17 protein-coding genes are annotated in these 19441 nt (G+C 42.1%); 12 read left to right on the top strand and 5 right to left on the bottom strand.

The window, feature by feature from the left end; genetic code table 11:
• Window positions 1-3 precede the first annotated feature (3 nt).
• Together SYN7502_RS00085 and leuS are read right to left on the bottom strand one after the other, a co-directional pair.
• Window positions 4-870 (bottom strand): hypothetical protein, encoded by an 867-nt coding sequence (locus SYN7502_RS00085; RefSeq protein ID WP_015166851.1) that lies wholly within the window; start codon window positions 868-870, stop codon window positions 4-6.
• Complete coding sequence (gene leuS, locus SYN7502_RS00080; protein ID WP_015166850.1) at window positions 867-3431, bottom strand: leucine--tRNA ligase; 2565 nt, start codon at window positions 3429-3431, stop codon at window positions 867-869. The genes SYN7502_RS00085 and leuS overlap by 4 nt, the downstream gene beginning before the upstream one ends.
• Window positions 3432-3816: 385 nt before the next feature.
• Here leuS and SYN7502_RS00075 point away from each other — a divergent pair, with 385 nt between their 5' ends.
• From SYN7502_RS00075 to SYN7502_RS00065, 3 genes are all read left to right on the top strand, one after another.
• Entirely contained in the window at window positions 3817-4107 is a 291-nt protein-coding gene (locus SYN7502_RS00075) for a hypothetical protein (protein WP_015166849.1), read from the top strand.
• A gap of 71 nt (window positions 4108-4178) precedes the next feature.
• Complete coding sequence (gene purD / locus SYN7502_RS00070; RefSeq protein WP_015166848.1) at window positions 4179-5477, top strand: phosphoribosylamine--glycine ligase; 1299 nt, start codon at window positions 4179-4181, stop codon at window positions 5475-5477.
• The gene (locus SYN7502_RS00065; protein ID WP_015166847.1) at window positions 5474-6457 is read left to right on the top strand and encodes an ABC transporter permease; all 984 of its coding nucleotides are present in this window, start codon (window positions 5474-5476) and stop codon (window positions 6455-6457) included. Before purD ends, SYN7502_RS00065 begins: the two co-directional genes overlap by 4 nt.
• On the opposite strand, the gene SYN7502_RS00060 is transcribed toward SYN7502_RS00065, so the two are convergent.
• Both SYN7502_RS00060 and SYN7502_RS00055 read right to left on the bottom strand, forming a co-directional pair.
• A complete protein-coding gene (locus SYN7502_RS00060) occupies window positions 6454-6963 on the bottom strand; it encodes a Tic20 family protein (protein ID WP_015166846.1) in 510 nt (169 codons plus the stop codon). The genes SYN7502_RS00065 and SYN7502_RS00060 overlap by 4 nt on opposite strands.
• A gap of 98 nt (window positions 6964-7061) precedes the next feature.
• The gene (locus SYN7502_RS00055) at window positions 7062-7256 is read right to left on the bottom strand and encodes a hypothetical protein (protein ID WP_015166845.1); all 195 of its coding nucleotides are present in this window, start codon (window positions 7254-7256) and stop codon (window positions 7062-7064) included.
• Between the two features lie 190 nt (window positions 7257-7446).
• Here SYN7502_RS00055 and SYN7502_RS00050 point away from each other — a divergent pair, with 190 nt between their 5' ends.
• The 9 genes from SYN7502_RS00050 to SYN7502_RS00010 all read left to right on the top strand — a co-directional run bounded on the left by SYN7502_RS00050 (window position 7447) and on the right by SYN7502_RS00010 (window position 17784).
• On the top strand, window positions 7447-9132 hold the full coding sequence (locus tag SYN7502_RS00050) for a DUF6930 domain-containing protein (protein ID WP_015166844.1): 1686 nt from the start codon (window positions 7447-7449) through the stop codon (window positions 9130-9132).
• 26 nt (window positions 9133-9158) lie between these two features.
• On the top strand, window positions 9159-9992 hold the full coding sequence (gene lpxC, locus SYN7502_RS00045; protein WP_015166843.1) for a UDP-3-O-acyl-N-acetylglucosamine deacetylase: 834 nt from the start codon (window positions 9159-9161) through the stop codon (window positions 9990-9992).
• A 93-nt stretch (window positions 9993-10085) separates the two neighbouring features.
• Complete coding sequence (locus tag SYN7502_RS00040; RefSeq protein WP_015166842.1) at window positions 10086-10505, top strand: hypothetical protein; 420 nt, start codon at window positions 10086-10088, stop codon at window positions 10503-10505.
• 67 nt (window positions 10506-10572) lie between these two features.
• Complete coding sequence (locus tag SYN7502_RS00035) at window positions 10573-13083, top strand: HAD-IC family P-type ATPase (RefSeq protein ID WP_015166841.1); 2511 nt, start codon at window positions 10573-10575, stop codon at window positions 13081-13083.
• A 2-nt stretch (window positions 13084-13085) separates the two neighbouring features.
• Window positions 13086-13559 carry a hypothetical protein gene (locus SYN7502_RS00030; protein WP_015166840.1) on the top strand — a complete coding sequence of 158 codons (474 nt, stop codon included), beginning with the start codon at window positions 13086-13088 and terminating at the stop codon, window positions 13557-13559.
• Window positions 13560-13758: 199 nt separating this feature from the next.
• Window positions 13759-14682: an NAD(+) kinase gene (locus SYN7502_RS00025; protein WP_015166839.1), complete on the top strand. Its 924-nt coding sequence runs from the start codon at window positions 13759-13761 to the stop codon at window positions 14680-14682.
• A 115-nt stretch (window positions 14683-14797) separates the two neighbouring features.
• The gene (locus SYN7502_RS00020; RefSeq protein WP_015166838.1) at window positions 14798-15817 is read left to right on the top strand and encodes a DUF3086 domain-containing protein; all 1020 of its coding nucleotides are present in this window, start codon (window positions 14798-14800) and stop codon (window positions 15815-15817) included.
• Window positions 15818-15846: 29 nt separating this feature from the next.
• On the top strand, window positions 15847-16485 hold the full coding sequence (gene plsY / locus SYN7502_RS00015) for a glycerol-3-phosphate 1-O-acyltransferase PlsY (RefSeq protein ID WP_015166837.1): 639 nt from the start codon (window positions 15847-15849) through the stop codon (window positions 16483-16485).
• Window positions 16486-16593: 108 nt separating this feature from the next.
• Window positions 16594-17784: a Coenzyme F420 hydrogenase/dehydrogenase, beta subunit C-terminal domain gene (locus tag SYN7502_RS00010; RefSeq protein ID WP_015166836.1), complete on the top strand. Its 1191-nt coding sequence runs from the start codon at window positions 16594-16596 to the stop codon at window positions 17782-17784.
• 20 nt (window positions 17785-17804) lie between these two features.
• Here the strand turns inward: SYN7502_RS00010 and dnaA are convergent, their stop codons facing one another.
• On the bottom strand, window positions 17805-19199 hold the full coding sequence (dnaA, locus tag SYN7502_RS00005; protein WP_015166835.1) for a chromosomal replication initiator protein DnaA: 1395 nt from the start codon (window positions 19197-19199) through the stop codon (window positions 17805-17807).
• Window positions 19200-19441: the final 242 nt, after the last annotated feature.

Here is a 19441-nt window from a genome sequence, read left to right as displayed (position 1 = left end):
ATTTTAACCTTGCTTTTTATTCCTTTTAGCAAATTTAGCATAGTCCCCTAGCCATTCAAATTTAGGCTTGAGTTCAAATAGATAGGCTTCTATTAGTCCTACTAGAATATTCTTTTTTTCTAGTGCATAATGACGTTGAACTCCTTGATCTTCCTCATGGTGAATGTAATCTTCTAAGGTTAAATTAGCTTGTACCGCTAAATTGAGAGTACTTGATATTTCTTCTCGCAAGTCCAAATGCTTTCTTAATAAACTTTCGATTTCGGCAAGACCATATTCAGGATACCTTTGCCATAAACTTTTAGGTCGGCGCATCATATAAACAATGCCATTAACATTAGCCATGTTAGAAGTTGCCAATGTCCAAGCTTTATCAAAAAGGCTGCCAAAGACACAACGCATAGGTACATCTTTATTAGAGTCTGTTCCAGAAAAATTCTGCCCGATTTCACATAAACAGTTATGTTCGGGATGCCAGAAAATTCTTGCTACACCTGTATTCAGTTTGGTTTGTTCTCCCGCTAGACCTATATCTCCTAAATGCTTAAATCCTAAAGATTCCAGTCTTTGAGTATAGTTATCCAGATAGCTGCGATCAAGTCGGGGATAGTTATCAATACTAGTTGTAACCATTGCAGGAATTACCGCCGATTGTACAATTTTAGATTTGACCGATCCCAAAAAAAGCACGATCGCCATTATGTCAAAGACTAAAGCTAGGATGATTGCCTGCTCTAAACTGCGAGAAAGCCACCAAATCACTACAAAAGGAATTATTGCTCCACAGAAAACTATGAGTCCCAAGGTCTTGAAAAATATATTTAAGGATTCTAAGGTTGGACTAATCTTTTTAGAACCATTATTTTTCATAAAATTACAAAATTTACTAGTTTCCCCGGTACAGCGATCGCCTTTTTAATTTCTTTCCCTTCTAAATATTTTTGAGCAACCTCTGAATTGCGGGCGTACTCTTCTAAAGCTGTCTTATCCGCTCCTGAAGGAACCTGAATACTACCTCGAACTTTGCCATTTATTTGAATGACGAGGGTAATCTCATCCACAATTAAAGCATTAGGATCATGTACCAACCATTTATGGGTCAGGATTGTGTTCTGATAACCCAGCATTGACCAAAGTTCACAGGCAATGTGAGGAGCAAAAGGAGCTAGCAAAATTAATAAAGTTTCAATTCCTTCCTTGAATGTGAAAGATGCCTTATCGGAACTATCTTGCAGGGCATTACTGAGCTTCATCAGTTCGGAAATAGCAGTATTTAACTGATAATCTCCTGTTAAGTCCTCAGTAATTTCCTTAATGGCAGTATGTATGGCTCTTTTAAGATTTTTATCAGGAATATCAGTAATCTTAGGCTGAGCTTCAACAAATTCTGTAACTAATCGCCAAATTCGATTTAAGAACCGCCATTGTCCTTCTACATCTGCTTCATCCCATTCTAAATCTTTCTCGGGGGGAGCCTTGAATAAAACGAACATTCGCATCACATCGGCTCCATACTTCTCAATTACCTGTTGTGGAGATACGCCATTACCTTTAGATTTAGACATGGTGGCATAACCAACTTCCAAGGGTTCACCTGTCTCTGGATCACGGGGATCAGCAGGATTGACTAGGGTTGAAGAAATCCATTTATCTTTACCTTCCTTTTTGGGGTTGCTATAGGTTAGCCCTTGCACCATCCCTTGGGTTAGGAGTCTTTGAAATGGTTCATTAAAATTCAGAAGGTGGCGATCGCTCAAAACCTTAGTAAAAAACCGTGAGTATAGTAAATGTAAAATAGCGTGTTCAACTCCACCCACATACTGATCCACAGACATCCAGTCATTCACCTTTGCTTTGGTAAAGGCTTCTTTAGGATTTTTAGCATCGGTAAAGCGTAAATAATACCAAGAGGAATCAATGAAAGTATCCATGGTATCGGTTTCTCGTTTGGCATGGGTTCCGCACTTTGGACATTTAACATTCACCCAGCTTGATAACTGTGCCAAGGGTGATCCGCCTCTTCCTGTCAGTTCCACATTTTCAGGCAATTCCACGGGTAAGTCTTGATCGGGTACGGGGACAATACCACAATCAGGGCAGTGAATAATTGGAATCGGACAACCCCAATATCTTTGACGGGAAATTAGCCAATCTCTCAACCGATATTGAATGCGAGCTTTGCCCCAGTTATTGGCTTCAGCATATTCAATAATTTTAGTTTTGGCTGTGACTGAATCTAGTCCATTGAAGCGATCGCTCTGGATCATAATGCCAGTTTCAGTATAGGCAGATTTTAGTTCTTTTACTTCTGTTTGAGAATTAGAGATAATCACCTGCTGAATTGGCAAGCCATATTGTTTAGCAAAAGCGAAGTCTCTAACATCATGGGCTGGAACTCCCATCACTGCCCCAGTGCCATACTCAAGGAGAACATAGTCAGCAATCCAGATCGGAACTTCTTGATTTGTGAATGGATTAATCACATAGCCACCTGTAAAGACTCCTTGTTTGGGCTTATCTTCGGCGGTGCGATCGATTTCACTAATACTAGCCACGGCAGTAATAAACGCTTCTACTTGATCCTTCTGCTCTGCTGTAGTAATTTCCTTAACTAAAGGATGTTCAGGCGCAAGCACCACATAACTCACACCATATATAGTATCGGGGCGAGTAGTAAATACAGTTATTTTTGCTGCTGTTTCCGAAGGTTGGACTATGGGAAAGGTAAGTTCGGCTCCAATGGATTTACCGATCCAATTTGCCTGCATGGTTTTTACCCGTTCGGGCCAGTGGGGCAGTTGGTCTAAATCTTGAAGTAGGCGATCAGCGTAGTCAGTAATCTTAAAGAACCATTGGCGCAGCTTTCTTTTTTCCACCTTTGCACCTGATCGCCAAGATCGACCATCACTATCTACCTGTTCATTTGCCAAAACTGTTTGATCAATGGGGTCCCAATTTACCGTGGCTTCCTTTTGATATGCTAATCCTGCACCTAAAAACTCTAAAAATAACCACTGTGTCCAGTGATAATAATCGGGGGCACAGGTTGCCAATTCTCGATCCCAATCGTAGGAAAGTCCGATCTGTTTAAGTTGCGATCGCATTTGCTCGATATTTTGGAAAGTCCACGTAGCAGGGTGAGTATTTCGATCTATTGCCGCATTTTCCGCAGGTAAACCAAAGGCATCCCAACCCATAGGATGTAGAACTCGATAACCACTCATGCGCTTAAAACGAGCGATCGCATCGGTGATTGTGTAATTTCTAACATGTCCCATGTGCAGGCTTCCCGATGGATAGGGAAACATAGAAAGAGCATAGAATTTAGGGCGATCATCCGACGGTTCAGGAGTTTGATCTAATTGCTGCTCCTTCCAGATTTGCTGCCACTTTGGTTCTATAGTTTGGGGATTGTACTTGCTCGTTTCCATCGGAAATTTATTTTTACTTTAGATTTTTACTTTAATAAGTAGATTCGGTTTTGCTAGTTTATCAGATTAACCAATCCTGATGATTTTAAGTGCCAGCCAGAAGTTATGCCATTACTAACGGACATAAAGTAGCACGAGCTTGACTATCTTAGACAAAGCCATCTTTAATCTCAGCCAAGAAAGACTTCCCTTTGAAGAACTAGTAAAACTTGTAGTTGTTTCAGCCCTCTTGATCACTATCAGAAACGAGACTATCCCAATCCGATAGATTTCCAGTTAAGCGATCTAGCCTATGAACTGTTTCACTACTAAAGCATAAATTCTTACTAGATTCCACCCAGATCGGTGCAATTATAAATGAGTTAAAAGTTAATAATGATTATCTATGACTCAAGCTTCTGACTTAGGTGACAATTTCAATAATACCGATCTGTTTCGTCTTGGTACCAATACCGATCGCTTTGTAATTCTTCCTGCTCAAGTTCGCCATCGCCATGTGAAACTGCCCGACCTAGATAAACCCATTGCCGCTTTAGACTATGAAAATCATACCTACAGCATATTTAGAGTATGTACAACCTGGGCAGAAGTAGAAAAAATCATCAACCGTCTATCTTCCCAGTATGTAATCACAGTTGCGAAAAAAGGCTGGATAATTTGGGTATTTGAGTTTTGAACCTTGCTATAATCTATGCCTAATCAGCATTTTAAAATCAGCAAATATTAAATCAGCACATAGGTACAGACTTGAAAGTTTTAATCGTAGGTAGTGGTGGTCGAGAACACGCCCTTGCATGGAAGTTTGCCCAATCGGAAAAAGTCACCCAAATTCTCTGTATTCCGGGTAATGGTGGAACTGCCACTATGCCCAAATGTCAAAATCTATCCTTTGCTGTGAGTGACTTTGAAGGAATTAGGCGGTTTGCATCGGTACAGGGCGTAGCTTTAACCGTGATTGGACCTGAGTTACCCCTAGCCATGGGCATTGTGGACTACTTTCATGATGCGAATTTACCCGTATTTGGACCAACTCAAGTTGCCGCTCAAATTGAATCTAGTAAATCTTGGGCTAAGGAATTAATGATCAGTGCGGGGATTCCTACGGCTGCCAGTGCCACGTTTACAGACCCTGAGTTGGCAAAAGCCTATGTGCGATCGCAAAGTATTCCTATTGTTATTAAAGCTGATGGGTTGGCTAGTGGGAAAGGGGTAACGGTTGCTACAACATTGGATCAGGCTCTAGGGGCGATCGAGCAAATGTTTACGGGACAATTTGGTACGGCGGGGGAAAGGGTTTTAATTGAAGAATATTTAGCGGGACAAGAGGTATCAATCCTTGCGGTTACGGATGGAGACACAATTCGTCCCCTACTTCCTGCCCAAGACTACAAAAGGCTTAAAGAAGGTAATCTGGGACCAAATACTGGTGGCATGGGAGCCTATGCCCCTAGTGTAATTACTACCCCCCAGTTAATGGCAGAAATTCAAACTACGATTTTGGAACCAACCATTGCAGCTTTACGCGATCGCGGCATAAATTACTGTGGCTGTCTGTATGCGGGCTTAATGATTACTCCCGAAGGTAAGCCCAAGGTCATTGAATTTAACGCCAGATTTGGTGATCCAGAAACCCAGGCGATCTTACCCTTACTGAATTCACCCCTTGAAGATTTATTACTAGCCTGTGTGGAAAAAAGACTAGGGCAGTTTCTACCCATCAGTTGGAAACCCGGCAGTTCAGTGTGTGTAGTTATGACCAGTGCGGGCTATCCTGAAACCACGGAAAGCGGAAAATTAATTTCAGGCATTAAAAAGGCTGAAGAAAACGGGGCAGCAGTGTTTCAAGCTGGTACTAAAATCAAAGATAAAAGCCTCGTCACGAATGGGGGCAGAGTATTAGGCGTAAGTGCTACGGGGAAGGAACTCAATGAAGCGATCGCCACTGCCTATCGGGCTGTTAGTCATATTAGTTATGATGGAGCAAACTATCGCCGTGATATTGGGGTAATAGAAGTACCAAAGGTGCTAAACATTAAATCACCATGAATGATAATTTCGCCTATATCCTTAAACGACTAGGACAAGCGGTTTTAGTCATATTCCTCGTATCAGTTTTAAGCTTTGTCATGCTGAAGCTTTCACCCGGAGACTGTTTTACCGATGTTAAGCTCAACCCATCTACTTCTAAGGAGTTTATTGAATCCGAAAAAGCGAGGCTAGGTTATGATCAGCCAATTTTGATCCAATATCGCAACTGGCTTGGCAGTGCCTTACAGGGTAATTTGGGTCGAACTTGCCAAGGTAATGCCCCTGTATTTCAGCTTGTGAGTGAGAGGGCGGGGAATACTTTAATTTTGGCACTTGCTTCTTTAGTTACTACTTGGGCGATCGCTATTCCCTTGGGGATATTTTGTGCAGTTAAGCAAAACACTAAGCTAGATCAAACCATTCAAGTTGTCAGCTATATAATCCAAGGGTTTCCCAGTTTTATTTTGGCAATTTTAGTATTAATGTTTGCCCAAAGTACTTCATTATTCCCCGTGGGCGGTCTGACTAGCATTGATTTTGGCGATCGCAATTGGTTTGGTCAAATTATTGATATTGGCTATCATCTAGTCTTACCTGTATTTACTTTAACGATAATTGGCTTTGTGGGACTGCAACGCTTAATGCGGGGAAATTTACTCGATGTATTGCGCCAAGACTATATCAAAACGGCTCGGTCTAAGGGATTACCTGAAAATAAGGTGATCTATGTCCATGCCCTACGCAATGCTATTAATCCCCTAATCACGCTATTGGGTTTTGAACTTTCAGGCTTACTGGGCGGGTCGTTTATTACGGAATACTTTTTTGGGCTACCCGGACTCGGTAAACTTCTATTACAAGCAGTTCAGCAAAAGGACGTGAATTTAGTCATGGCGGGACTAACCCTTGGTACTTTGATGCTGGTAATTGGTAACCTACTGGCAGATTTACTCTTAAAAGCCGTTGATCCAAGAATTCGCCTAGAAGAACTGGATTAGTAGGGAACTTGGTAATAGGCAGCATCAGATACAATCGGCATTTCGGCATAGGCACCACGGATAGTTTGCACCACCGCATAGACACAGGCAGCCGTCATTCCCATAAAAATTGTATTAGCAAAAACCTCAACTAGAAACTGCATTGCCCCTAAACTGCCAATCACTGGAGCCAATAGACTACTAATTACTTGAATTAGGATCAAGATAATTCTGAGAAGAATTGACTGCATGGCATTAAACCTAATAAAGTGGGAGATTTTAATATTTCTAACCACAAAAAAGTACAGACATAGAAACACCAACACATCCACAGAAATCAGTTGGGGAATGATTTGAATATTTAATACCCCTAGTAAGGCAATGAAAGGCAGAAAAGGATAAACAATATAGGGAACTTGGTTAAATATCGGTAGTCCATAGGGTATGACCACCGATGCCATAGGCAGGGCATAAAGTAAGGAACCCCAAAGTTTATCGGTTAAGGTTGCTGAGCCACGGATAGTCATTATTGATATTATTAATTAGTTATTAATTAAATTGCACGGGCAAGGTTACGTTTGACAGTCCATTCGACAGTTCTAGGATGAATTCCAGTGAGTTTTTGCTAATCGATGGATATGGATTGCGGACCTGACTGTTTTGGAGTGGTGGTAGATTTTGTGGCTACTCCCTGCTGACTAAGCCAAGTTTTAAGGGGGTCTTCGTTTAAGTCAAGTCTCAGAAAGCCCGCAACTAGACCACCGAGGAATGCTGTAGGTTGGAGGGTTAGCTCTTGCAAGATCGGTTTAAGTTCGTCCATAGATTTAAGTATGATTATGTGATTAGTGTTTAGCTGCTTACTTTTTAATTACGTACTTTTTGACTATTTAACTATGTTAACTGGTGAAGTTAGTTTTTGTGTGCATGGTTGCTTAATATAGTAATGCGAAAGTATTTCTAAAACTTTTATCCCATCAGCTATTTGCAGTTCGCTTTGTTCGGAGTTCTTGATGACAGCCCTTAAAAATTCGACCATTCGTCGTCTTAAACAAATTCCCCAATCTAACTCTGTGTGGGAGGGTGATCGGCGATCGCTGCCAAGAATCTATGAGCAAGATGGTAGTAACCTCATTCATATTGCTGATCATACCCAAGAAGATAAACCCCAGTACATTCTTTGGGTAGATGGCACCATGGGAGTAGTGCGTTCTATGGATATAGTCAAGCCTAGGGTCGGTAATGAGGCAATTGTACGGGCATTATTACAGGCAATGGAGCGTCCCCAAAGTCCGAGTAAGCCTAGTCGTCCTCAAAAAATTCTGGTGCGCGATCGCTCTTTACAATTTTATTTACGGGGAGTTTTACAAAGCCTAGATATTTGCGTTGAACACATTGATCATTTACCGATGATTGATGAAATTTTTGAGAATTTAGTGCAGCACAACCAAGCTCCTCCACCTACGGTACCAGCATCTCAGGCAAAGGCTCTATATCACCAAGCAAACCTACTTTGGCGTAGTAGCCCCTGGCGATATATGTGGGATCATCAAGTTTTGGCGATCGAAATTAATCGGTGGGATATAGGTACCCTGTATGCAGTGATCATGGGGCATTTGGGCATGGAGAGGGGTGTAATTTTTTACCTTTCCCGCAGTTCCCTTGTGCGCTTTCGACAGCTAGTGGCTGAGGATGAAAATGATGATCTAGAAGAGATATTCCTGCACCAAGAATGTATGTTTACGTTATTTGAATCCAATGAGTCCTTATCAGAACATGAAATTTGGGCAATTCGTAATCAAGGCTGGTTACCTAATAATTTAGTTAATAATAATGACACTGAGGATGATGTGCATCCAATTTTTGGGATTTTAGACCCCCTTGAAGGTGGTAGACCATTCTTATACGAAGAGGAAGCTATTCCTTTAACTGTGGCAATGCAAAGCTTAAATATGTTTATTGCCAGTCATAAAGCTCAGCTAGAAAAGGGCGAATATGGAGTAATTAAGGGTTCCTATAAAATTAAGCCTCAGACTTTGGATCAGAATTCAGAACTGGATGAGCCTAATCAGGAATTGCGTGTAACCGTCAAAACTGCTCCCGATTTAGAAGCGGAGATTCAACAAATTGCCGAAGATGAGGGGGAAACTGTAATTCACCAAGACCTATTACCAGATAACACTGTGGTCAAGTTGTTAGGAATTTCATGGGAAGGCGTGGATTTATGGCGAGAGCAGAAGCTCAATTACTGTTTATTAGCAAGCAAAGCTTTTCCCCGTACTGGAGATGCTTTTTCGGTATTACTGTTACAAACATCACGTCCTAAAGCCTTAGAACTGATTGATCAAATCCTTGCTCTGGGCGGAATTAGGGGAATTTGTTTTAACCCTGCGGAATATATGGGAGATCGCTCTGAATTAGGGCTTTTGGTTATGGGTAACGACGAACTACATTTATTTGGTGAATTTAGCGAAGATGATTATCCCCCTGATCGGGAAATGCGGCAAAGGTGGTTACGACGCTGTGAGCAAACTGAGGGGATTTGTGGTGTAGTTATTGCCATGGGGGTATCGGGAGCAACAAAGGGTAAACCTAGTCTCAATCATATTCTTGCTTATTATGAGGTTGCATTAATTGAGCCATCGGAATTAGACTTAGGTGTACTTAAGACTGCGGATATTTTTGATCTGGATTTTTGATTTTATTTTTTCTGTTAATTTTTACTATGCCAAGAAGTCAAAATACGATCACCACGGCATTTAGCCTTCAGGGTGTGGGTTTGCATAGTGGGGAACTAGCCACAGTCTTAGTTTGTCCTGCTCCAGTAAATACGGGCAGATATTTTGTGATTGATGATCAATTAATTCCCGCCCAGTGGCAAGCAGTGGCATCAACACTTTTATCAACGGAATTGCGTCACGGGGATAAAACTGTTCGCACCGTAGAACATCTATTGGCGGCTTTGGTGGGTATGGGTATAGACAATGCTCGGATCGAAATTGATCACGGGGAGTTACCAATTTTAGATGGGTCAGCTTTGCCTTGGGTGCAGGCGATCGCTACAGCAGGAATTACTGCACAATCGGAGATCGCTACCGACTTAAAACCAATTCAAGTTCCTATTTCTGTTTATAAAGGTGATAGTTTCGTCATGGCTGTACCCAGTGATCGACTGCGATTTACCTATGGCATTGAGTTTCCCGCCCAAGCGATCGCCCAGCAGTGGTTTAGTTGGTGTCCTAATTTGGAAAATTTGAGTGCAGAATTTGCTCAGAATATTGCTCCTGCCCGAACTTTTACGATGGTAAAGGAAATAGAGTATTTGCGATCGCAGGGACTAATTAAAGGTGGCAGTTTAGAAAATGCCATCGTCTGTGATGATCAAAAATGGCTGAATCCACCCCTCAGATTTGAAAATGAAGCCTGTCGCCATAAACTGTTAGACCTGATCGGAGATTTAAGTTTATTAGGATTTCTGCCCCAAGCACATATTATTGCCTTTAAAGCGAGCCATCATCTCCATACCCAATTTGCTCAAGCATTACATAACCTTATTTAGTTTTATATATTTACGTTCATAATTCAGAGAGAAATATATACAACCTAGTTCTTCATTTCAAAGCTATCCAATTAATATACGTATGTTCCTCCCATGCTTGACCTAAACGAACCACTAACAAAATTTATATTCGCTATTTCAGGACAGAACGATGCAATTCTTTCGATCTGCAAGAGAATGACGCTAGTTGATACTGAGCATAAACGCAAATTGTTGCTTCAAGCAGAAACTCACTTAACTGAGATGCGCTCAATTACTATTAAGGGCTGGGGAAACTCCTCTGAGAAAATAGATGCCATCGATAGATTGCAAGAATGTCTGATCTCGTTTGTGGCTATTCCATCTGATAACAACTTTATTCATGAATGGGTAGGCAAACACTGCACGGTGTGTGGAGGGGCAATTGAAGATCTAGCTGGTTACGCCGACATGGTATATTGCCGCAGGTGCATAACTCACTTTGATGCAGGGAGAAAAGCTATTGACCAAGTATTCGGGCTTTGGTGGATATGATGTATGCCAAAAGGTTGTTAGCTTTTTTAGATAGACGAACTTAAAAGATTCAATCAAAATTAAATCAATGGCATCTCCGTTATCAGATTCACCTTTATCTACTGAAAATTTAATCCCTGAAAATTTATCGTCAGCAGATTTAATCCAAGGTTTAACCACCTCCGAGGTCTCAGATCGAGTAGCGAGTGGAGATGTCAATGTCGTCGTATTTCGTTCCACTCGCACCTACGGGGAAATATTTAAAGAAAATATTTTTACCCTATTTCATATTTCCTTTGGCATTATTTTAAGCTTGCTGGCGGCATTGGGGCAATCCACGGATGCCCTATTTTCAGGCGTTACGATTCTGAGTAATATTGTTGTAGGTGTTTTTCAAGAAGTCAAAGCTAAGCTGTCCTTGGATAAATTGGCATTACTGTCTGTACAGCAGGTCACCGTACGCAGAGATGGCGTTTCCCTAATTATTCCCTTAGGTGAAGTAGTCAGAGATGATGTAATTGAGCTTAAGCCCGGCGATCGCGCACCCGTAGATGGAGAGGTCTTAGTTTCCGAATCTTTGGAAATGGATGAATCACTCTTAACTGGGGAATCCGATCCTGTGGATAAGCAAGTGGGGGATACAGTCCTTTCAGGTTCCTTTTGTGGTGCTGGCAGTGGGTTATTTAGGGCGGTAAAAATTGGCAACGAAAGTTATGCAAATCAGATCACCCAAACCTCAAGGGTTTATAAGCGATCGCTCACCCCTCTGCAAAAGAAGATTAATGCCGTCGTCGAAATCTTTGTGTTTGCCTTACTGGTAGCAGGATTTTTACATTTAATCGCTAGTCTGAATAGTGGCAGAACTCCCGTTGATACGCTCAGGTATGCGGCGGTAATTGTGAATAGCTTTGTCCCTGCGGGGTTAGTACTTTCCATTAGTGTAGCTTTGGCTTTAGGGGCAGTGGAAATTAGTAAGCAACAAACCCTAATTCAAAGGATTAATGCCGTTGACTCCATGAATAGCGTGCGGATTTTGTGTACAGATAAAACTGGTACCCTCACCAAAAATCATCTGGTAGTTCAAGAAATTATTCCCCTAGCACAATGCGATCGCCCTCAACTTACGGAATTAATTGCCCTTTATGTTGCCCTAGTGGGAACTCATAACAGCAGTGCCAAAGCAATGGAAGCATTTATCGGATTACCCAAAAGTTTGGCAAAAAAGCAAAGTGAAGTTCCCTTTAGTTCAGCGCGGAAATGGGGGGCAATTACCTTAGAGGACAAATCTACTAATCAATTTAACAGATGTACTATCATCGTTGGCTCTCCAGAAATTTTATTAACCGATCCGCGATCGCAAGCCCTAGCTTTAGAGTTTGCCCGTCAGGGAATTCGGGTGCTGGCGGTGGTTACCTGTCAGTCCATGCCTGAAAATAACCAAGCCCTTCCAGAAACTAGAGAAGACCGTGGTTTAGTCCTGCTTAAGGATGAGTTGCGTGCTGATGTGATTGATACGATCGCCGATCTAGAAGCAAAGGGTATTGAAATCAAGGTGATCTCTGGAGATAGTGTGGATACGGTGGCAGCGATCGCCCAGCAAGCAGGCATTAAGGTTACGCCCGACACCATGTTTGCCCAGTCAGATTTAGATAAATGCGATCCCAGTAAATTTGGCAAAGCCGCCATGCAGGGTAAGGTATTTGGCAGAATTACCCCAGATACCAAACGCCGATTAATTAAAGCCATGGTCAAACAGGGTAGCTATGTGGCAATGGTCGGGGATGGAGTTAATGATGTGCCTGCATTTAAGGAAGCACAACTGGCAATCGCCATGAACGATGGAGCGCAAATTAGTAAAGATGTTGCCGATATTATTCTCCTTAATAACTCCCTTGCCACTCTGCCCCAAGCATTTGAAGCGGGTGATCAGATTAAGCAGAAAATTTTAGCTTCAGCTTTACTCTATCTCACCAAAAATATTATGGTAATTCTCACAATTTCCTTTGTGGGATTTGTGCAACTCCCATTTCCCATCGAGCCACGTCAACTTACGGTGCTTACGTTCTTTTTGGTGAGCATCCCTACGATCTTAATTTCTGTAGGTATTTTGAAAGTACAAAAAATTAATAACTTCCTTAAGGATGTTTTAGGCTATAGCTTCCTTGCTGGTTTTGTGGGGGCTGTAGCTATGTCCTTGGGCTATATGCTCGCCTACTTTGGTAGTCTGGGGTTACTCAGTATTGATAGTGCCGTCAGTCCCGAAGACTTTAAGGAAATTGGACGGGGGCAAGCACAGGCAGTTTCGATTATGATTAGCATTATCTATAGCCTGTTAGTATTTTGGGATACCTGCCAAATCTCGGTATGGCGACCTCGCACCATCTTTAAGTTCACTTTCCCCGTTAAATTGGGAATTCTCATTTTTGTTTGCGCTACGGTAATGATTATGGAGCTACCCGATCTATTTCAAATTTCCCTTCCCGATCGCCTCGGTTGGTCTTTAATTCTATTTTTGCCATTTACCGCCAACTACTTACTGCGTATGATCCAATGCAGTAAATTTTTGCGCCAGTTACCCATTGCCCTGACCCAACCGTAACTATGGCTAAGACTAAAGAAAACCGTGGAATAGAGCGACCCCTAGCGGTGAGCCTACTGGCAATGGTGATGATTACTGTAAGCTTGGTTTTAATTTATATTCGCTTTCAAAATTTGCGATCGCTCCCCAGCCTCAATCCATTTATTGAAACCATCCGTAATCAAGGTTCGGAGTTTGAATCTGAGGAAATTACTGTAAATGTGGCTTTCTTTTCTGACATTGCCAAACTGAGTGTTAGTTTTATTCCCCTAGCTCTTGGCGTGGGGTTATGGCGATTGTATGAATGGGCGAGGGCAATTAGTATCTGCTTACTCATATCAGTGTTAATTCCCAATCTTTTGGCAGCAGCTCGGATAATTGCGGATTATAATGCCTCGGTGGGAACAAATTTACTCATGAGCGTTATCTCTGCTTTGGGCTTACCAGTTCTTCTTCACCCCAGAATAATTGCCATATTTAGGAATAAATTTGAGTAAATTGCTAAACTTACACCAAATTGTGATCCGTTGTGTCACAGCTAAAAATACTAAAACCATTACGGAGCTTTGCCCTGTGACCCTTTTCTTGTAGCAAATTTGCTCGAAAACTGCCATAAATTTCTGAACTTACAAAATTGTGGTATTGGCGATCGCCCAAAAGTTGATAGGCTTAACTGATAAACTCACCGCAAAGCCTGTGAAACTGCGTAAAGTCATAATTGCCTATAAAGCCGATAGCTCTGTTAGTCAAAGTTGGGCGGAGCGATGTAGCCATGAACTAGAAAGCTTAGGATGTCATGTGTTAATGGGAGCAAGTGGGGCATACGATAATCCCTATCCTGCATTTATTCAATCTATGGGGGATATTGATCTAGCTTTGGTCTTAGGTGGTGATGGTTCCACTCTTGGAGCAGCAAGATACTTAGCCTCACAATCGGTACCAATTTTAGCAATTAATACGGGTGGACATTTGGGATTCCTAACTCAAGCAGCCGAAGAGTTTGTGGATACGCAACAGGTATGGGAAAGATTACTGAGCGATCGCTATGCCATTGAAACCAGAATGATGCTCTCTGCCAAGATTATTAATGCTGACAAGAATATTAATGATAGTGACTTGGTAAGCTCCGTTTTTTTTAGCTTGAATGAAATGTGTATTAAGCCCGCATCTCCTGATCGCATGAGTACATCGGCATTGGAGCTAGAAATTGATGGCGAAGTAGTGGATCAATATCATGGGGATGGCTTAATTATTGCTACACCCACGGGTTCAACTTCCTATGTGGTAGCTGCCAATGGACCCATAGTTCATCCGGGTATGGAAGCGATCGTGATTACGCCAATTTGTCCCTTGAGCTTATCCAGCCGCACTATAGTTTTACCGCCTAAGCTGGTTGTCAGTATCTGGAGTTTGAATGATGATCCAAGTATCAAGCTGTGGACAGACGGAGTGCTGGCTAGTTCGCTCTTGCCCGGACAAAGGGTAGATATTGGCATGTCCAGCCATTGGGCTAAGTTTGTCATCCTCAGGGAAAATTATTCTTTTTATCAAGCCCTCAGGGAAAAGCTGCTGTGGAGCGGTACCCGTTTGCGTTATCAAAATAAGTATCGCCAGTCTTAATTCATGAAGTCATAAACTTATCCAGTATTTTGGATAAAATTCCAGAGAAATGTCTGAGGTAAACATATTATGTCAACATAGATTGAAGAGTAATTAATGGCGATCGCCTAGAAATATGGACGAAGATAATAATTTTGGTAGTGCTGAGCAAACCTTAGAATCAAATTCTGCCCAATTAGCAGATCAAGAAGCTTTAGCAGCATTACAAATAGAAAAACAACAGCTATTAGCTGAAATTGCCCAACTAAGAGCTGATAAAACTCAAATTAGTGAATTACAGGCTACAATCACCCAAATTACCCAAGACAGCCTAACTGAGTATCAAACCCGTAAGCAAGAGATCACCGCCGAAATTGCTGTTTTACAGCGCAAGTATGAACGTCTCCAAAATGAGATGAAAACTATCTATGCGGGAGCATCCCAAGATGTGGCAGTGCGGGTGCAAGGATTCAAAGATTATTTACTTGGCAGTTTACAAGACCTTGTTGGCACCGTAGAAAAGCTAAATCTAGTGCCTAAGCCCGTTAAAGTTGCAGAGCCAGAACTAAAAAAAGTTGCAGCAGTCGAACCACCTTCACTAACGGAACAGGCATTTGGGGATCAAAAACAAAAAATTGAACAACTCTTAGAACGGTATCGTACCCTGCCCGATTATTATGGACCCACATGGAAACTGCGGCGTACCTTTGAGGCTACCCATGCGGAACGAGTGAGCAATTGGTTTTTTGCCCAAGCGGGGCGGGGTGCCATTCGCACTATGGGGACAAGGTTACAAAATATTCTCGTAGCGGCGGCGGCAGTATCAATTTTACGATCGCTCTACGGTGATAAAATTCGGGTGCTGATTCTGGCAACTTCTCCCGAACGGCTGGGAGAATGGCGACGGGGATTTCAAGACTGTTTAGGGCTTAATCGTGAAAACTTTGGACCTGAAAAAGGGGTGGTGTTATTTGAAGACCCTGATCCTTTGTGTTTAAAAGGCGATCGCCTGACTACAGAGGGACAAATGCCCTTAATTATTATTGATGAAGCAGAAGAGTCTATTTCTATAGATACCTTGAGATTTCCTTTATTATTAGCATTTGGGCGTGATCCTGCTGCTAAAAATACTTACTTTAGGGATCGGGATTTTTAATTTTAATTTCTAACCTTTAATTTCTAACTATGTGGACACAAATTGGGCTATTGGCTATAGCATATTTATGTGGCTCCCTCCCCACGGGCTATATAGTCGGACGCATGGCGGGCATTGATATTCGTGAACATGGCTCAGGCTCCACAGGTGCTACTAATGTGTGGCGGACAGTTGGCAAGCAAGCAGGCATTGGGGTGTTTGTGGTTGACTTACTCAAGGGTTTACTTGCGGTTTTGTTAATGAAGTCTGCCCCAGAGATTAGTACTTGGCTGCGTTTAGAATACATGACCAATGGACTGGAATACTTTATATTGGGGGCAGCAATGATGGCTCTATTGGGGCATACCAAATCAGTATGGCTAGGGTTTAAGGGTGGAAAGGCTGTGGCATCAGGTTTAGGCGTATTAATCGGACTAAATTGGCTAGTAGCGATCGCCGCCTTTGGTCTGTGGTTAGGAACTATGGCAATTTGGCGGACTGTATCCATTAGCTCGATTACCGCAGCGATCGCCACCCCGATCTTAATGATAATTACCAAGTCTCCGCTTTCCTATATGGGTTTTGCCTTAGTTGCAGGTAGCTATGTGGTTTGGTTGCATCGCTCTAATATTCAAAGGCTGCGCCAAGGCACTGAACCAGCTTTATTTCCCACCTCTAGTTCTAAGTAATAGTGTTCCTCCTTTTGATGTGCCTCATGATCGATAAACTCCTAAAATTCGTCACCGACATCATGCTAGTTTTGTCAATGCGTAACTCCTATAATAAAAAACCGCCCCATGACTGCGCCCCATCTTAAAGCTAAAGCCCTAACTAATGTTAAACATCGCCCTGCTAAAGCTCTATGTAGTGAATGTGGACTCTGCGACACTTATTATATTCATTATGTTAAAGAGGCTTGTGCATTTATTACCCAGCATATCCAAGAGCTAGAGGTTCAAACCCATAGGCGCGATCGCAATTTAGATAACGAGCAGGAGCTATACTTTGGTGTTCATCAAGAGATGATAGCAGCCCGTAAAACTGATCCGATCGCTGGGGCGCAATGGACGGGAATTGTCTCTAGTATTGCCATAGAAATGCTGACTTCGGGAAAAGTCGAAGGTGTAGTTTGTGTCCAAGCCAGTGATAGCGATCGCTTTACCCCTAAACCCATAATTGCTACCACTCCAGAGGAAATCCTTGCTGCTAGAGTAAACAAACCCACCCTTTCACCCAATTTATCTGTATTAGAACTGGTGGAGAGATCGGGCATGAAAAGATTACTAGTAATTGGTGTGGGTTGTCAGATTCAAGCACTACGCACTGTAGAAAAACAATTGGGACTGGAAAAACTTTACGTTTTGGGAACCCCCTGTGTAGATAATGTCAATCGGGCAGGATTACAGAAATTTCTCGACACCACTAGCCGATCGCCCAGTACGGTGGTTAGTTATGAGTTTATGCAGGATTTTAATGTGCATTTCAAACATGAAGACGGCTCAACGGAAATGGTGCCATTTTTTGGTTTGAATACGAAAGAACTTAAGGATGTATTTGCCCCTTCCTGTATGACCTGTTTTGATTATGTAAATTCTCTAGCCGATTTAGTAGTGGGCTATATGGGCGCACCCTTTGGTTGGCAGTGGATTGTGGTAAGAAATGATACGGGTAAAGAAATGCTAGAGTCTGTGCAGTCACAACTAGAATCTCAACCTGTTATGTCCAGTGGCGATCGCCATAGTGCCGTTCAACAGGGTATAGCCGCTTACGATAATGCCACAACCTTACCCATGTGGGTTGCCTCGATTATTAACTTTGTTGTCAATAAAATTGGACCCAAGGGGTTAGAGTATGGTCGTTTTTCCATCGATTCCCACTTCATCCGCAATTATCTTTATACCAAGCGCAACTACCCGCAAAAATTAGAGGCTCATGTTCCAGAGTTTGCTAAACGCATTATTGCTCAGTACAAGTTACCTAAAAATTAGAATACCCAAGCATTAGAAAATTAAACCGCTTTGCTATTGTCCGATTGGGCGATTAAATAAATGCGATCGCTCAGTTCCCTTAATAATTGGGCAGTATCAGCATCTTTGGCTTGGAGTTTAGTAATTTTTTCACAGCTATACATTACCGTTGTATGGTCTTTCCCACCCAAGGCAAAACCAATTTTAGGCAAACTGAGGCTAGTATGTTGACGCATTAAATACATTGCCACTTGCCGCGCCTGACTCACTTCTCGCCGCCTAGAGCTACCCTGAAGTTCGGAAAGTTCCACATCCATGAAATCAGCAACCACACTTAGGACTAATTCTGGAGAAATTTCCAATGGCTCTTTGGGCGGATTTAAAACTGGTGCTACATTTTCAATGGTCATGGGTAAACCCGAGATGGAAATATAGGCGACAGCCCTAACTAATGCACCTTCCAGTTCACGCACATTAGAGGTGTAGCTGGCAGCAATATAATGCAAGACCTCGGAGGGGATGCGCAGATTTTCATATTCAGCTTTTTTTTGTAAAATTGCCGTGCGAGTTTCTAAATCTGGGACTTGAATATCAGCAATTAGCCCCATGGAAAACCGAGATGACAATCGCTCTTGTAAGCGGGGAATTTGAGTGGGGGGACGATCGCTAGCAATAATAATTTGCTTACCTTTTTCATATAGGGCATTAAAGGTATGGAAAAATTCCTCTTGGGTATATTCTTTACCTTCAATAAACTGAATGTCATCGACTAGAATCATATCCACATCACGGTAATTTTCCCGAAATGCCTGCATCGCATCTTTACGAATTGCTGTAATTAAATCATTTGTAAACTGTTCTGTGGAAACATAGGCAATTTTGGCATCGGGAACTATTTCTAAACGATAGTGGGCGATCGCCTGCATTAAATGGGTTTTGCCCAAGCCCACACCACCACACAAAAATAAAGGATTAAACTCTCGTCCGGGGGATTCTGCTACGGCTAAAGCTGCGGCATGAGCCATGCGACTGGCAGAGCCAACTACAAATCGAGAAAATACATACTTAGGATTAAGATTATGATTGTGACGGGGGGCGATCGCTTCTGAACTAACTACTTGATTAATAGAATTAGCGATCTCGGCACTAGGCTCTTCTTCTTTTTCTAGCTCTAAATTGACATTGGCTTGGGATGATAGGATTTGCACCTCAACGGGGTAACCCAAAATTTCTGCCACCGAGGTACTGATACTGGGTAGGTAGTACTTTATGAGCCAATTACGCGCAAAGGGATGGGGCGTGCGGATTACCAAACGTTCTGTGGTTAGCTCCTCAGCCGTGGCAGTTTTAATCCAAGCTTCAAAGGTGGGATGGCTAAGTTGAGACTGTAATAGCTCAAGCACCATTGTCCATAGGGTTTCAACTGAAATATCCACAGGGGTTTAGCTTAAACAAATAAGATTCATGGGAGATTAATACTAGCACTTACTGTAGATAATCGTACTCAAGATAATGGTACATATTAATAACTTGACAATTTAATCTTGAATAGTATTAAAAATGACTTTATTTGATGATTTTGCCCTTAAATATGGGATTAATACCCATTTAGGTAATTTCTAACTTTATTTTAGACTAAATATCTAACGCAATATAGCAAACTTCTGTCTATATCTAA

It is taken from the genome of Synechococcus sp. PCC 7502 (assembly GCF_000317085.1).
In the GTDB taxonomy this organism is placed as follows: Bacteria; Cyanobacteriota; Cyanobacteriia; order Pseudanabaenales; family Pseudanabaenaceae; genus PCC-7502.
The sequence above is the reverse complement of the archived record's forward strand: the minus strand, read 5'-3'. Positions and strand labels throughout refer to the sequence as shown.